We start from the raw sequence: 13,755 nt of genomic DNA, 5'->3' as shown, positions 1-13,755 counted from the left end.
CGGGGAGGCATAATGGGATCGTGACCGTGACGCCTGTCAGCCGCACGGCGTCCCTGCTGTCCTGGGCCGAGGACGAGCTGCGCGAGGCGCTGGGGCGGTCCTCGCTGCTCGACCCGCGCTCCTACGAGATCTTCGGCCAGGGCTCCCGGGTCAACAACACGTTCCTCGACCAGGGAAGCGACATCGACCTGGTGCTCATGCTCAAAACCCCTTTCGCGTACGCGTGGGAGCAGTTCCGTGACGACGTCCTCGTCGCGCTGAGCGAGTCGTTCGTGGTCCGCATGGGTCGACGGTGCCTGAACGTCGACGATCCGGACTCCCTGTTCGGTGAGATGGTCGACATCCTGGTGGCGACGGAGTTCCGATTGCCGACCGGCCCGGAGACGTACGAGCAGGGGGTCTTCTTCCGTGATCGGGAGGGCCGCCCGATCGTCAACTTCCCCAAGCAGCACCGGCGCAACGGCGACGCGAAGGACCGGCGCACCGGCGGGCGGTTCAAAGCGGCGGTCCGGACCGCGAAACGCGCCCGGATCAGCGCCGGGATCCCGTCCCTCGAAGCGCCGTCGTATCTGCTGGAGTGCCTGCTCTACGACGTCCCCGACGAGGTCTACCGGCAGCCGGAGCCGTACCGGGCGGCGCTGAACTGGCTGCGCCGGTGCGATCCGGCCACGTTCGCCCAGCTACCGTGCCAGAACGGGATCAACCGCCTGTTCGGCCCGGGCCCGGATCAATGGGAGCCCGGCCAGGCTGTCAGAATCATCGACGTTCTTCGCCAGATCTGACGTCCCCGAGGCGGTTGCCGCAGCATGACTTGGACCGCCGCGCAGACCACGGCCGCCCTCGCGATCCTCGGCACCGCGCTGACCGCGCTGCTGACCTACGGGCTGAACCGGCGTGGTGCCCGCCGCGAGCGCCGCGCGCTGGCGTTCGGTGAGGCGCTGAGCGTCGTCGAGGACTTCGCCGAGATGCCGTACCGGATCCGGCGGCGGCCGGGCACGCCCGAGGGCCGGCACCAGCTGACCGAGGAGGTCAGCCGGATCTACTCCCGGCTGGCGTTCCATCAGGCGCTGCTGGACATCGAGGCGCCCGAGGTGGCGGCGGCCTACCGCCTGCTGGCCAACGAGGCGCGGGCCGAGGTGGGCGACCAGATGAAGACGGCCTGGCAGAAACCGCTGCGGCTCACCGACGCGGAGATGAATCTGGAACAGCACTACGACCGTACGCGCGTGGATCTCGCCCGCGACGAGTGCGTGGCGACGATGCGGGCGGCGCTCGGGCAGGTGCGGTTCCCGACGGTCCCGGCGCAGGTCATCCGGCGAGGCCGGCAAGCGCCGTGATGCCCGCCTCGATCCGGTGCCGCGCCGTGTTGCCCGCCTTGATCTGGTGCCGCACCGTGATGCCCGCCACGATGTTCCGCGGCGTGTTGCCGACGCCGAGGATCAGGCGCGGCGGCGGCTCCGCGATCCTGCGGTGCCGGGCCGCCATGCCGTGAAGGCCGACCCCGCTACCCGCCGCCGCCTCGATGAACGCGGTCTCCGAAGTGCCCGCCGGCCGGGCCGCGGGGAAGCCGGCCGCGAGCCCTGTCACCGGCAGGCGCGGGGCATGCCGAGCGGCCGGCATTTCTTCGACCTGTTCCACTCGCCGCGCTTCGAGTCCTGCGTCGACGACACCCGGTCGTTCCTCGGCGAGGTGATCGAAAAGTTCCGGAACCGGCAGCGACCTGGCGTTTCCGACATGTGAGCGGTGTCAGTAGTTGTCCGGGTCCGGGGTCGTCCGTTAGATTCGCTCGCGTTGTCCTGATCGGTGGGCATGAATGAGCGATTCTGCGACGGGGGAAACGCGCGTGACGGATCGGCGCCGAGCGTGTCTGGTCGTTCCGACCAATCGGGAATGCGCGGCGACGCTGGCCGAAGTCGTGGCCGAGGCGGAATATGCGGCACGCCATTTCGATGTCGACGTCCACCTGCTGGTCCTGGACTCGTCGGAGCATTTCGCCGAGCACGCGGCGATCCTCTCCCGGGCTCGGAACGTGTGGCACCTCGACGACGACCGGCAGCGGGACTTCCTGCGGCGGGTCGTCGCCGGGGCCGATGTGACCAAGCCCGACCTGCTGCTCGACCTGATGCACCCGCGGGCGCTGTCCTACGGCGCGTGCACCAACCGGGCGTTCCTGATCGCGGCCGCGCTGGGCTGCGACACCGTGCACCGCCGCGACTCCGACCTGTACTTCCAGACCTACGCGGGGGAGAAGGTCTTCCCGATCCACGCCGAGTTGTCCGCGCTCGGCCGGCCGGCCCGCGACGTCGTGGCCACCGAGGACCGGCTCGACGACAGCCACCGGGACCTGCCGGTCGCGATGGCCGGCGCCTCGTTCGTCGGCAGCATGTCGGTCGACATCGAGGACATCCGCGACCACGACGCCTACTACGACCTGGTCAGCCTCTGGGCCGCGCCGGGCAGCAGCGACGAGGAGAAACGGGCGCTGGTCGAGGAGTCGTTCACCGGGAGCGCGCCCTTCGACGGCGACCACACGGTCCTTTCCGTCGTCGACCCGATGCGTGTCGACATGCACAACATCAGCTTTTCCGGACTGCACGAACGAGTGCCGCTGCCACCCGCGATGGACACCATCGGCAGCGACTATTTTCTCATTCACGTGGCCGACAGGGCCGGGCTTCCGGGGCTGCTGCACAATCGGCACATCGTCAATTTTCATACCGCGGAACGCAAGAGTGACGCCGGGTTCCTGGCGTACCAGATGCGATTCGCCAAATTTATTCTCTCCATGTATTACCTGCACTTCGTCTACCAGCGGATGACCACCGACGACCCGGCCGACATCGCCACGCTGGTCCGGGCGAGCACCTGGCAGCCGCGCGAGCCGAACGAGACGACGGCCGAGGAGATGGAGGCGGCCTACCGCCGGCTCGGCGGGCGGTTCACCGGGGTCGCCGACCAGGTCCGCGAGCGCCGGGACGCGCTGCTCATCGAAGCGCGGCGGGACATGGACGACTACGCGCTCCTGATCGACGCGTGGGCGGCCCTGATCGCCGCGGCCCGCGAGACGCCCGTCTGAGATGCCGACTGCTCCACACCTGAGCGCCGCCCTGGCCGCGGCCGACACCGATCGGATCGTCTACGACCTGACCGGCATCGAGAACCAGTACCGGCGGCTGCGCGCCGAACTGCCCGGTGTCGACGTGCGGTTCGCGATGAAAGCGTGCCCGGTCGACGACGTGCTGACCGGCCTGGCCGACCTCGGATCCGGCTTCGACGCCGCGAGCCCGGGCGAGATCCGGCAGGCACTGCGGACCGGGGTGCGCCCGCGCCGCGTGCACTACGGCAACACCGTGAAGTCCGACGACGACATCGCCGCTGCGTATCGGCTCGGCATCAGCACGTACGCGACGGACAGCGCCGAGGACGTCGAGGCGATCGCCCGGCACGCCCCGGGCAGCCGCGTGTTCTGCCGGGTGACGACCACCGGGACGGGCGCGGTGTGGGGGCTGACCGGCAAGTGCGGCAGCGACGACCCGGCCGGGGTGCTCGACCGGGCGCGGGTGCTGGGACTGCGGCCGGCGGGACTCTCCCTGCACGTGGGTTCGCAGCAGATGACCGTACGCGGATGGCAATCGGCTTTCGATTCTCTGGCCGGACTCCTTCCGCGGTTGCGTGCGGACGGGATCCGACTCGAATTCGTGAATCTCGGTGGTGGTCTGCCGGCGGCCGGTTATCCGGGTTTGACGCCACCGACCGGCGAGATCTTCGCGGCGGTCCGGGCCGGGATGCGGCGATTGCGGAACCTGGCCGGGGACCTTTCCTTCATCGTCGAGCCGGGCCGGTACCTCGTCGCCGATCACGGGGTCATCCGGGCGACGGTCACGCGATTCACTTCCCGCCGGGAAGCCTGGCTGTATCTGAGTCGCGGCCGGTTCAACGGCCTGTTCGAGGGCGACCGGATTCGCTACCGCATGCAATTCCCGACCCGCCCGGGAGGACCCGTCGTGCCCGCGGTGGTGGCCGGGCCCAGCTGCGACAGCGACGACGTGCTCGGGGGCGGGGTCCCGGTGCCGGTCCCGGCCGGGCTGCGCTCGGGCGATCCGGTGTGGATCCACTCCGCCGGCGCGTATGCCACCAGCTACACGACCGTCGGCTTCAACGGATTCGGCCCGCTGACCTGCTCGACCGTCCGGGCCGAGCGATTCCGCCCGATCGGGGAAACCGACTGGGCGGCGATCGTCGCGCTCGAATCCGAGACCTACGGCAAACAGGAACTGTCGGAAAGCCCCGAGGCATTGCGTTCGCGAGCATTTCCGGAAACGTCGTTCGTGCTCGATCTCGGAGACCGGATCGGCGGATATCTGCTCGCGCTGCCCTATCCGCCCCACGCCTTTCCCGAACTGACCACGCCGGAGGCCTCGGCGTTCACGTCCACCAGCCTGCACCTGCACGACCTGGTGATCGACGGCGAACTCCGCGGCCGCGGATGGGGAAGGCGCCTGGCCAAGCACCTGATCAGAACCGGGCAATCACTGGGGTACGAACGGATCGCGCTCGTCTCCGTCGACGGCAGTGCCGGGTTCTGGTCGTCGCTCGGGTTCCGCGCCGAGCCGGAGGTCCCGCTGCCCGCGTCCTACGGTCCGGAAGCCCTCTACCTGTCCCGTGACCTGCTGTCCGCAAAGGAATAGGCCCCGCATGTCGTTTCGACGCGCCCAGCTGTCGGTCGCCGCGCTGTTCGGCTCGCTCGGCTTCCAGTACTCGACCTGGGCCGCCCGCATCCCCGCCCTCACCGACCGGATGCACCTGACCGCCGCCCAGGTCGGCGTCCTGCTCCTCGCCGCCGGGGTGGGCGCGGTGATCTCGGCGCCGCTGGTCCCGAGACTGATGTCCACCCTCGGCTCGCGCACACTGGCCGTGACCGCGGTCGTCGTCCTGGTCGCGGTGCTGGCCGGCCTGGCGGTCGTGCCGGTCTACGCGCTCGCGCTGGCCGTGCTGCTCGTCGACGGGGTCGCGGTCGGCTGCCTCAACGTGGCGATGAACGCGCAGGGCGCGGCGCTGGAAAGCACGTTCGAGCGCACCACGATGGCGAAACTGCACGCCACGTTCAGCGGCGGCATCTTCGCCGGCGCGCTGCTGGCGTCGGCGGTCACGTCCCTGACCAGTTCGGTCCCCGCCCACTTCGCGGTAGCCGGCGCCGTCCTCCTCGGCCTGGCCCTCAGCGCCCGCCCCGCTCTGCTGCCTTCCCGCCCGACCCCAGCCGGGCCGGCACCGTCCGGGCCGGCACCGTCCGAGCCAGCTGCGCGCCGGTGGCATCGGCCGACCGGGGCGGTGCTGTGGCTGGGCGTGGCGATGCTGCTCGCGACGATCACCGAAGGGGCGATGACCGACTGGTCGGCGCTCTACCTCAAGGAGATCACGCACGCGGCGGACCACCTGCTGCCACTCGGGATCGCCGTGACCTCAGGAATGATGCTGCTGGCCCGGCTCCTCGCCGACGGCTGGCGCGACCGCTGGGGCGACCGGACCGTGGTCGTGGCCGGTGGCACCCTGGCCGGCGCCGGACTGGCCGCCGGGCTGCTGGCCGGCGGGCCCTACCCGGTGCTGGCCGGGTTCGCGTGCGTCGGCCTGGGCATGGCCGCGGTCAGCCCGTGCCTGTACATGGCCGCCGCCCGGGAAGGCACGGCCGCCCTGACCGCGGCCGCCACCATGAGCACGACCGGCCTGCTGGTCGGACCACCGGCGATCGGCTTCGTAGGCCTGCACTGGAGCATGGCAGTGGTCGTCGGCACCGCCTGGCTGACCGTGCTGTGCGCGTTGTCGATGCGCTGGCCGTCCCGGATCCCGGCCCCGGTCGCCTGAGTCCCCGGCCGCTTGCCGGTCCCGGGCGAGCGGCCGGCCCACCCTCACCAGTCCCGCCCGGAGTGCGGGCGGCGGACCGGGTTGGCAGCCTTGCCGGGGTGTCCGGCGACGGCGCTGTCCGGCCCGGCCGCCTACCGGGGCTGTGGCTGTCAGGCTCGGCGCCACTTCTGGTTGGCCGTGCCGGCGCAGTCCCAGAGTTGGAGCTTCGCGCCGTCGCCGTTCACCCAGTCCTTGATGTCGAGGCACTTGTCGGCCTGCGGGTTGACCAGGTCGCCGGCGGCGCTCAGCACCCACTGCTGGGCCGGGTTCCCGCTGCAGGTGGCGATCTGGATGATCGCGCCGCTCGCGGTGGAACCCCACGGCACGTCCAGACACATGTTGTTGCCGGTGCGCAGCGCCCCGCCGACGGCCTCCCACTTCTGCGCGGCGGAGTTGTTGCAGCCCCACGTCTGCACCGGGACGCCGTCGGCGAAGTTGCCGTTGGGCACGTCGACGCAGAGGTTGTTCCAGTTGCTGATGATCGGCTGACCGCCGCTGCCGCCGCTGGTGGTGGTGAGCGTCAGGCCGTACACGGAAAGGATCTCGTTGACGGGCTGGAACCACATCGTGCCGCCGGAGGTGCAGTTGCCGGTGCCGCCGGACGTGACGCCCTGTGCCTGGTTGCCGGAGATCCACGAGCCGCCGGAGTCGCCCGGTTCGGCGCACGCGTTGCTGCGGCTCAGCCCGGAGACCGCCCCCTGGGCGTAGTTGATCGTCTCGTTGCGGCCGAGCAGGGTCCCGCAGCGCCAGCCGGTGGTGCGCCCGGACCGGCAGATCGAGCTGCCGACCGCCGCCTCGGTCGAGCCGCTGACCAGGACGTTCCCGCCGGCGTAGTTGTTGACCCAGGGCTGGGAGACCCAGTTGCCGTTGGTCCGGACCCACGCGTAGTCGTTGCCGGGGAACGACGACCCGGCGAACGTGCCCTGCGCGACGTTGTTGTACCCGAGGGTGGTGCTGCCGGCGCCCCCGCAGTGACCGGCGGTGACGAATCCACCGGCGACGGGGAAGCCGACCGAGCAGAGCACGTTGCCGTTGATCACGTACTGGTCGCCGCCGCGCGTGTCGTACATCGGTTTCGGCTGTTCGGCCGCGGTCTTGACGGTGATCGGGCCGACCCCGGCCGCGAACGCGCGGGCCTGTGCCTCGGCGCCCGGCGCGACGGTGACCACGACGGTGTTGGCGGCCGGGTCGACGTACCAGCTGCGGACCGCGTCCGGGGCCGTCGAGCTGCGGCGGTCGAGGTCGGCGCGGGCGGCGTCGAGGTCGCTCTCGGCCTGTTCGACGACGACGGGGTCGGCTCCTTCCGCACGTACCGTCGAAGCGTCTTTCTGGTCTGTCACGGCAACGGTGAGGCGACTCGCGCCGTCGGGGATCCAAGCGCCGCCGAAATGCTTGCCGAGCCGGGTGCGCAGGCGCTTCTCGATGACCGGGGCGGCGGCTTCGGTGGCGAGTCGCCCGGCGATCTGCGCGTCGTCGAGGTGTAGATCGCGGCGCATCGCGTCGAGCATGCCGGGAGCAAGATCGAAGCTGCGATCAGAAGCGGACTCGGAGGCAAGATCAGAAGTGTGATCGGGAGCGGCCGGCGCCGGCTGTGGTGTCGCGCCGACGGCCGCCAAGGCGGCAAAACCGGCGATCAAAGCTTTCCGCGTACGGGTCATCGAACGTCCTTCACCGTGGGGGGATGTCGAAGAGAGCGCTCTCGCAGTTGATTCTTCGCACGCGTCCGCTCTACTGTCAACAAACCTGCACAAAGAAGCGTGTCGATGAAGGAGTCGCCGATGCTGCGCAAACTCGTCGCCCTGGCGTGCGTGCTGGCGCTGATCCCGGCCGCGCCGGCGCACGCCGCGCAGACCGCCCTGCGCGCCGCCGACCCCAGTGTGCTGCGCGTCGGCGGCACCTACGTCAGCGTCCAGTCGCTCGGCGACGCCGGGATCGCCGTCCGTCAGGCGTCCTCCACGGACGGCCTCGCGGGCGCCCCTGTCCGGACGGTGTGGACGGATTCGGCCAACCTCGGCGAGGTGTGGGCGCCGGAGATCCACTATGACGGTGGGCGGTACTACATCTATTTCACCGCGGGCCGGGGCTCCGCCCATCGGATGTACGTGATCAGTTCCGCGACCGCCGACACCGGTTACACCGCCGCCACCCGGCTGGCCCTGCCGGACGACAAGTGGGCGATCGACGGCACGATGTTCGTCCTCAACGGGCAGCGCTGGTTCGTCTGGTCCGGCTGGGCCGGCGACACCAACGTGGAACAGAACCTCTACATCGCCCGGATGGGCAGCCCGACCACGGCGACCGGCGCGCGGTACGTCATCTCGCAGCCGCGCGAGAGCTGGGAGCGCGTCGTCGGCAACCCGTTCATCAACGAGGCGCCCGAGGCGATCAAGGACCCCAACGGGCAACTGCACATCGTCTACTCGGCGAACGGCAGCTGGAGCGAGCAGTACTGCCTGGGTGAGCTGCGGCTGCGGGCGGGCGGCGACCCGGCGTACGTCTGGGACTGGTACAAGTCGAACGGCTGCCTGTTCGGCTCGAATCGTGCCACGATGATGCCCGGCTGGGACCCGACGATCACCGTCAACGGGCCCGGCCATCACAGTTTCGTGCTGCTCGACGGCGACATCGCGACGAGCCCGCCGGCCGGGCCGCGCTTCCCGCTGATGTTCCACGCGGTGGCGAAGGGCACGCCGTACGCCTGGGCCAACCGCTACTGGTACACCGGCACGTTCTGCTGGTGGGGTGGCACCACGTACTCCCGGGCCAACGTGCCCGGCGCGACCACCGACACAGGTTTCAGCCTCAAGTTCTTCGAGTAGGTCGCCGCTCCGGGTCGACCGGAACATGGCACGGCGACTCTCGGCCACCGTCTCGCCCGGCGTGCCGGAAGTCGGTGAGCCGCCTGTGCCCGGCTGGCCCGACCCGCGCCGTGGTTGGTCCGGCGGCCCCGGTCGGGTGCCCCGTGCTGACCCGCGCTGTGGTGCCTGGTCGGGTGCCCCGTGCTGACCCGCGCTGTGGTGCCTGGTCGGGTGCTCGCGTCGCTAGCACCCGCACCCGCACCCGCAGCGCAGCTCGGCGTCCTCAGGCGCGGTCGTGCAGCGTGATCCGGTAGCCGTCGGGGTCGGCGAACGTGAAGGTGCGCCCGAACGGGCCGTCGATCGGCGCGGCGACGATGGTGTGGCCGTCGGCGGCGAGGGCGTCGTGGATGGCCTGGACGTCGGTGGCGTGCAACCAGATCGCCGCGCCGGCGCCGGGGCCGGTCAGGTCGGTGCCGGGGACGACGTCGCGGAGCGCGAACGCGATCGGCTCGGTCGCGAAGACGACGGCGTGCGGCGGACCGGCCGGTGAGCGGACGAGGCCGAGATACCGCTCGTAGAACGCCTGGGAAGCGGCGAGGTCGCGCGCCTGCAGGGAGATGAAGTCGGGGCCGGTGACGGGCATGATGATGCTCCTTGCGTCTGTGTCAGGATGCTGACACGACCCAACGTATGTCAGAATGCTGACATGGGTCAAGGCGATGCCGGCATCAACCTCGAGACGTCACTGGGCTACCTGCTGAAGGAGGCGTCGAGCACGCTGCGGACGGCGATGGAGGACGTGCTGCGGCCGCTCGGAATGAACGTGACGCGGTATTCCTGCCTCGAACTGCTCGCGCAACGGCCGGGCCTGTCCAACTCCGAGCTCGCGCGGGGCGCGTTCGTGACTCGGCAGTCGATGAACGTGCTGCTCCAGGCCCTGGAGCGGGAGGGGTACGTCACCCGGCCGGCGGAGGCGCCGGTCGGGAAGGTGCTGCCGACCCGGCTCACCCCGCAAGGGCGGCGCCTGCTGGAGAAGGCGACGGTGGCGGTCCGGTCGGTCGAGGTCAGGATGCTGTCCGGGATGACCGAGGCCGAGCAGGCCGGCGCCTTCCGCATCCTGCAGAGCATGATCCGTTCCCTTCGCGCCGCCGACACCGGTCCAGCAAGCTGATGATCCGTTCCCGGCGGGACGGCGACACCGGGTCCAGCAAGCTGATGATCCGTTCCCGGCGGGACGGCGACACCGGGTCCAGCAAGCTGATGATCCGTTCCCGGCGGGACGGCGACACCGGTCCAGCAAGCTGATGATCCGTTCCCGGCGGGACGGCGACGGCGCCGGCGACACCGTTTCAGCGGGCGCGTGAGTCCAGCAGCTCCAGCATCTCCGGCAGCTTGAAGAACTCGGCCGTCGGCCGCGCGGAGACCGGATCCGCCCCGGCCGCCAGCAGCGTCTCGACCGTCTCGGCGTTGCGCCGGAAGACGGCCGCGGCCAGCGCCGTCTGCCCGCGGTCGTTGACCCGTTCCGGGTCGGCGCCGTGCGCCAGCAACGCGGCCACCGTGTCGGCGTGGCTGTGATACGCCGCGAGGATCAGCAGCGTGTCACCCTTGTCGTTGGTCAGGTTGGCCGGCAGGCCCGCGGCCACGTTGGCGATCAGCTCACCGGTCTCACCGGAGCGCGCCAGGTCGAACATGCGGTGGGCGAAGGCGATGGTCTCGTCGTCAAGGTCGGTCACGCCCGTGGCGATACCCACGACGCACCCCTCCCACACTCAACATATACCGCCTCGGGGGACTTGCGGCAAGACCCGGGGCGAGGCGCAGAATCGTCGTTCGTAAGCCTCAGACCTGCGAAAACGGGAGTCGTGAAATGCGTGTTCTGCTGACGACATGGGGGTCGCGGGGAGATGTCGAGCCGCTGGCGGGACTGGCCGTGGCCCTGCGGGACGAGGGCGCGGAGGCGGTGGTCGCGGCCCCGCCCGACGACGACTTCGTGGCCCTGCTGGCCCGGGCCGGGGTCACGCACGTGCCGCTCGGCCCGCCGGTCCGCTCGATCGTGGCCGGTCCGAAGCCGCCGGGCGCCGAGGAGGCGTTCCGGCTCGCCCCGGCGCTGGTCGCGGCCCGGTTCGAGACGCTCACGGCCGCCGCGCAGGGGTGTGACGCGCTGCTGGCCACCGGGTTGATGCCGGCCGGCGCGCGGGACGTGGCCGACAAGCTCGGCCTCCGCTATGTGCTCGCCTGCTTCCACACGCTGGGGCTGCCGTCGCGGCACTCGGCGCCGGGGCGGCGGCCGGGCACCCCGTCCGACGAGGGCGCCGACCTGGCGACCAAGTGGAAGCAGGACGCTGACCGGGTCAACGCTCTGTACGGTGACGCCGTCAACACCCACCGGGCCGCGATCGGTCTGCCGCCGATCGACAACGTGCGTGACTACGTGTTCGGCGATCAGCCGTGGCTGGCCGCCGACCCGGTGCTCTGCCCGGCGCCGGACGACGTGAACGTGGTGCCGACCGGCGCCTGGTTCCTGCCCGACGACCGGCCCCTCCCGGACGACCTGCGTGCCTTCCTCGACGACGGGGAGCCGCCGGTCTACGTGGGTTTCGGCAGCATGGCCTCCTACACCCAGAAGGACATCGCGAAGGTCGGCATCGAAGCGGTCCGGGCCCAGGGGCGCCGGGTCGTGCTCGCGCGCGGCTGGGCCGGGCTGACCGCGGTCGACGACGCGCCGGACTGCTTCGTCGTCGGCGAGGTCAACCAGCAGGCACTCTTCCCGCGGATGGCCGCGGTCGTCCACCACGGCGGCGCGGGCACCACACACGCCGCCGCGCGCGCCGGGACCCCACAGGTCATCGTGCCGCACATCGCCGACCAGCCGTCCTGGGCCGCCAAGATCACCGAGCTGGGCATCGGGGCGGCCGCGACCCCGGACACGCTCGCCGGCACGCTGTCGCAAACCCTCGAACCCGATGTGCGCGTACGGGCGAAGGCCGTCGCCGCCCAGATCAAGCCCGACGGAGCAAACGTCGCCGCCCGGCTGCTCCTCGGAGGATAGTCACGTCCTTGCTGCTCTCTGGTAGTAAGGAAGGCGACCCGCGCGCGGACAGCGGCAGGAGAGGGCGCCGCTCAAACAGGCTCGCCGCTCGGTCAGCCGATGCGATACGTTCCCTCCGCGCGCCGGGCCAAGGCACATGGGAAGGGTGCGTCATGTTGGCCAAGATGCGGGCCAGCACGCGTGGAGGCATGCGCCGGTTCGAGTCCCGGAGCCCGGCGCGCGCTCTGCGGCATGTACGGATGACCGGTATGTACGGCACCGACAGGCTGCGGGATGGCGGTTGCCGGCTTATGCGATGCTGCTGGCCGCGTTGCGCACGAAAGGGGCCTGTTCATGTCCGGTGACAGCACCGATGCCTTTCTTGCAGCGGGTCAGGCGGCACTGGGGGAAGGTCGGTTCCTCGAGGCCTTGGAGTCCTACGAGCGGGTGCTCAGCCACCACCGGACAGACGCCTGGCCAGGGTGCGGCGACGCCTGTGAGGCGGCGCTGCAAGGGTTGGTGGCCGTCGGCGACGAGGTCGAGGTGCGGCCGGAGCGTGTGCGGCGGTTTCTGGCGGCGGCGCTGCCGCATGCCTCGTCCAGTTCGCAGATCTTCATCGATGCCGCCCGGGTCTATTCGCGGCTCGGCGAGGCCGACGAGGCGCTGTCCGTGCTGTGGCGTGCACGCGCCCACAATGCGCACCGCGAGGTGGCTGCCGTACTCGACGAACCGGCGTTCGCGTCGATCAGGCTCGACGCCGGATTCCGGGACCTTGGCGAGGACTTGCCCGATGCGAATGCGAGGGGCGGCGAACGTTACCCCTCCACCGGTGAGTGGGTGTCTCGCCTGCACCGGCACACTATGGCCAGGCTGGCGGTCAGTCCGGCTCCGCGGGTCGTCGAGATCCGCGAGTACGTTGACGCGCTGCAGCGGATCGAATCGGGAACGCGGGGCCGTTGGCGAGGCGTCGGTGCGTGCCTGGACGCGGAGGTCGCCGGGGCAGCGGCCTTATGGGCAGAGCATTGTGCGGCCGAGGAACTGCCCGCGGAATCGCGCTACCGCTCCGACCTCACGGTTCTGGAAGCGGGCATCCGTGCCGCGGTGCGCCGCTACGACAAGGAGCTGACGCAAAGGTTGTACGGCGAGTGGCGCCGCCGCAACCCGCGGCGCCCGGCGAGCAAGCACAGCCGACTCGGGTCGTTCCTTGACGGCGTGGTCGACGACTGCCCGCAGTGCGTGCGGGACGTGCAGAAGCTCGTGGACGGTGGCTTCGACGACGCCTGCGCCGAGCTGGTGCGCGCGGGCCGCCCCGCCGAGGCGTACACCGACGACGAGGTCGCGCTCATCGCGTGGGTGACCGCGGGGCGCCACCCCAGCAAGCGTGTGTTCGCGCAGCGTGAGCGCAACCTGGTCTGGTACACAGAACTGCGCTACGGGCACGAGGTACTCGTCTTCGACGGCGCGGCGGTCCAGCCGTCCCCGCTGCCGTATGCGACCTGGCCCAAGTCCGATGTCGACTTCGTCGCCGAAGCCACCGGCTGCGATGAACGCGTCGTCGGCTGGTCCGGCCGGCACACCTACCGAGTGGCGCAGCGCTACGACCGTCACGTCCTCCTCATGACCAGCAAGTACTTCACGTCCCGTGACAGCGCCGAGATGACCGATGTGGTGTGGCTGTCGGCGCCTTCGCCGCGGGAGGCGTCGGCCTTGATGCGCGACATCGCAGCCTCGGCGCCCAAGGGCTTCACAACGCTGCCGGTCTGGTCCGACGCCAGGCGTGGGACGATCATGCGCGGCTACGACGACCAGACCGCGGTCGGCATCTGGGGAAACCGGTGGGTCCGCGGCACTGTCGATCCCCAGCTCTGCGAGGAGTTCACCGGTGAGTCAGAAGCGATCGCGGCGTTCGAGGCGATGGAACTGGAGAAGTTGAGGGCCGGCGAGACCCTCACCGACTTCCGGCTGTGGCACCCGGATCGACCGGACCGCTGATCCGGCAGCATTCCCGCGACGGTCCCCGCACGAAAGGCG

Annotated in this window: 15 protein-coding genes; 11 read left to right on the top strand and 4 right to left on the bottom strand. The window is 70.6% G+C overall.

Annotated features, from left to right (window positions below; all coding sequences use genetic code 11):
- The first annotated feature begins 20 nt into the window (after positions 1 to 20).
- Positions 21 to 782 carry a hypothetical protein gene (locus ACH442_RS43615; protein WP_396344058.1) on the top strand — a complete coding sequence of 254 codons (762 nt, stop codon included), beginning with the start codon at positions 21 to 23 and terminating at the stop codon, positions 780 to 782.
- Positions 783 to 806: 24 nt separating this feature from the next.
- A complete protein-coding gene (locus ACH442_RS43610) occupies positions 807 to 1,337 on the top strand; it encodes a hypothetical protein (protein WP_396344056.1) in 531 nt (176 codons plus the stop codon).
- Here the strand turns inward: ACH442_RS43610 and ACH442_RS43605 are convergent.
- Positions 1,309 to 1,485 carry a hypothetical protein gene (locus tag ACH442_RS43605; protein WP_396344055.1) on the bottom strand — a complete coding sequence of 59 codons (177 nt, stop codon included), beginning with the start codon at positions 1,483 to 1,485 and terminating at the stop codon, positions 1,309 to 1,311. The genes ACH442_RS43610 and ACH442_RS43605 overlap by 29 nt on opposite strands.
- Positions 1,486 to 1,602: 117 nt before the next feature.
- Here ACH442_RS43605 and ACH442_RS43600 point away from each other — a divergent pair, with 117 nt between their 5' ends.
- The 4 genes from ACH442_RS43600 to ACH442_RS43585 all read left to right on the top strand — a co-directional run bounded on the left by ACH442_RS43600 (position 1,603) and on the right by ACH442_RS43585 (position 5,859).
- Positions 1,603 to 1,740, top strand: a complete 138-nt coding sequence (locus ACH442_RS43600; protein ID WP_396344054.1) for a hypothetical protein — start codon at positions 1,603 to 1,605, stop codon at positions 1,738 to 1,740.
- Between the two features lie 103 nt (positions 1,741 to 1,843).
- Complete coding sequence (locus ACH442_RS43595; RefSeq protein WP_396344053.1) at positions 1,844 to 3,076, top strand: DUF6271 family protein; 1,233 nt, start codon at positions 1,844 to 1,846, stop codon at positions 3,074 to 3,076.
- Between the two features lies 1 nt (position 3,077).
- Positions 3,078 to 4,688: a GNAT family N-acetyltransferase gene (locus ACH442_RS43590; protein WP_396344052.1), complete on the top strand. Its 1,611-nt coding sequence runs from the start codon at positions 3,078 to 3,080 to the stop codon at positions 4,686 to 4,688.
- A gap of 7 nt (positions 4,689 to 4,695) precedes the next feature.
- Entirely contained in the window at positions 4,696 to 5,859 is a 1,164-nt protein-coding gene (locus tag ACH442_RS43585) for an MFS transporter (protein ID WP_396344051.1), read from the top strand.
- Positions 5,860 to 6,008: 149 nt separating this feature from the next.
- On the opposite strand, the gene ACH442_RS43580 is transcribed toward ACH442_RS43585, so the two are convergent.
- Positions 6,009 to 7,556 carry a ricin-type beta-trefoil lectin domain protein gene (locus ACH442_RS43580; RefSeq protein ID WP_396344050.1) on the bottom strand — a complete coding sequence of 516 codons (1,548 nt, stop codon included), beginning with the start codon at positions 7,554 to 7,556 and terminating at the stop codon, positions 6,009 to 6,011.
- Between the two features lie 105 nt (positions 7,557 to 7,661).
- On the opposite strand from ACH442_RS43580, the gene ACH442_RS43575 reads away from it, so the two are divergent.
- Entirely contained in the window at positions 7,662 to 8,717 is a 1,056-nt protein-coding gene (locus tag ACH442_RS43575) for a glycoside hydrolase family 43 protein (RefSeq protein WP_396344049.1), read from the top strand.
- A gap of 262 nt (positions 8,718 to 8,979) precedes the next feature.
- On the opposite strand, the gene ACH442_RS43570 is transcribed toward ACH442_RS43575, so the two are convergent.
- Positions 8,980 to 9,339 carry a VOC family protein gene (locus ACH442_RS43570; protein WP_396344048.1) on the bottom strand — a complete coding sequence of 120 codons (360 nt, stop codon included), beginning with the start codon at positions 9,337 to 9,339 and terminating at the stop codon, positions 8,980 to 8,982.
- Positions 9,340 to 9,402: 63 nt separating this feature from the next.
- Here ACH442_RS43570 and ACH442_RS43565 point away from each other — a divergent pair, with 63 nt between their 5' ends.
- Positions 9,403 to 9,867, top strand: a complete 465-nt coding sequence (locus ACH442_RS43565; protein WP_396344047.1) for a MarR family winged helix-turn-helix transcriptional regulator — start codon at positions 9,403 to 9,405, stop codon at positions 9,865 to 9,867.
- A complete protein-coding gene (locus ACH442_RS43560) occupies positions 9,867 to 10,001 on the top strand; it encodes a hypothetical protein (RefSeq protein WP_396344046.1) in 135 nt (44 codons plus the stop codon). Before ACH442_RS43565 ends, ACH442_RS43560 begins: the two co-directional genes overlap by 1 nt.
- Before the next feature lie 44 nt (positions 10,002 to 10,045).
- On the opposite strand, the gene ACH442_RS43555 is transcribed toward ACH442_RS43560, so the two are convergent.
- A complete protein-coding gene (locus ACH442_RS43555; RefSeq protein ID WP_396344090.1) occupies positions 10,046 to 10,387 on the bottom strand; it encodes an ankyrin repeat domain-containing protein in 342 nt (113 codons plus the stop codon).
- Between the two features lie 176 nt (positions 10,388 to 10,563).
- Here ACH442_RS43555 and ACH442_RS43550 point away from each other — a divergent pair, with 176 nt between their 5' ends.
- Complete coding sequence (locus ACH442_RS43550; protein ID WP_396344045.1) at positions 10,564 to 11,745, top strand: glycosyltransferase; 1,182 nt, start codon at positions 10,564 to 10,566, stop codon at positions 11,743 to 11,745.
- A gap of 333 nt (positions 11,746 to 12,078) precedes the next feature.
- The gene (locus tag ACH442_RS43545; protein WP_396344044.1) at positions 12,079 to 13,716 is read left to right on the top strand and encodes a hypothetical protein; all 1,638 of its coding nucleotides are present in this window, start codon (positions 12,079 to 12,081) and stop codon (positions 13,714 to 13,716) included.
- Positions 13,717 to 13,755 lie beyond the last annotated feature (39 nt).

The organism is Actinoplanes sp. NPDC020271, assembly GCF_044388125.1.
Classification (GTDB): domain Bacteria; phylum Actinomycetota; class Actinomycetes; order Mycobacteriales; family Micromonosporaceae; genus Actinoplanes.
This window is presented reverse-complemented; position numbering and strand designations above follow the sequence as displayed.

What these genes read in the sequence shown, in the direction of transcription:
- ACH442_RS43565 (WP_396344047.1), top strand. Translation starts at nt 9,403, where the DNA reads ATGGGTCAAGGCGATGCCGGCATCAACCTCGAGACGTCACTGGGCTAC.
- ACH442_RS43560 (WP_396344046.1), top strand. Translation starts at nt 9,867, where the DNA reads ATGATCCGTTCCCGGCGGGACGGCGACACCGGGTCCAGCAAGCTGATG.
- ACH442_RS43575 (WP_396344049.1), top strand. Translation starts at nt 7,662, where the DNA reads ATGAAGGAGTCGCCGATGCTGCGCAAACTCGTCGCCCTGGCGTGCGTG.
- ACH442_RS43550 (WP_396344045.1), top strand. Translation starts at nt 10,564, where the DNA reads ATGCGTGTTCTGCTGACGACATGGGGGTCGCGGGGAGATGTCGAGCCG.
- ACH442_RS43605 (WP_396344055.1), bottom strand. Translation starts at nt 1,485, where the DNA reads ATGGCGGCCCGGCACCGCAGGATCGCGGAGCCGCCGCCGCGCCTGATC.
- ACH442_RS43600 (WP_396344054.1), top strand. Translation starts at nt 1,603, where the DNA reads ATGCCGAGCGGCCGGCATTTCTTCGACCTGTTCCACTCGCCGCGCTTC.
- ACH442_RS43590 (WP_396344052.1), top strand. Translation starts at nt 3,078, where the DNA reads ATGCCGACTGCTCCACACCTGAGCGCCGCCCTGGCCGCGGCCGACACC.
- ACH442_RS43610 (WP_396344056.1), top strand. Translation starts at nt 807, where the DNA reads ATGACTTGGACCGCCGCGCAGACCACGGCCGCCCTCGCGATCCTCGGC.
- ACH442_RS43545 (WP_396344044.1), top strand. Translation starts at nt 12,079, where the DNA reads ATGTCCGGTGACAGCACCGATGCCTTTCTTGCAGCGGGTCAGGCGGCA.
- ACH442_RS43555 (WP_396344090.1), bottom strand. Translation starts at nt 10,387, where the DNA reads ATGTTCGACCTGGCGCGCTCCGGTGAGACCGGTGAGCTGATCGCCAAC.
- ACH442_RS43570 (WP_396344048.1), bottom strand. Translation starts at nt 9,339, where the DNA reads ATGCCCGTCACCGGCCCCGACTTCATCTCCCTGCAGGCGCGCGACCTC.
- ACH442_RS43585 (WP_396344051.1), top strand. Translation starts at nt 4,696, where the DNA reads ATGTCGTTTCGACGCGCCCAGCTGTCGGTCGCCGCGCTGTTCGGCTCG.
- ACH442_RS43580 (WP_396344050.1), bottom strand. Translation starts at nt 7,556, where the DNA reads ATGACCCGTACGCGGAAAGCTTTGATCGCCGGTTTTGCCGCCTTGGCG.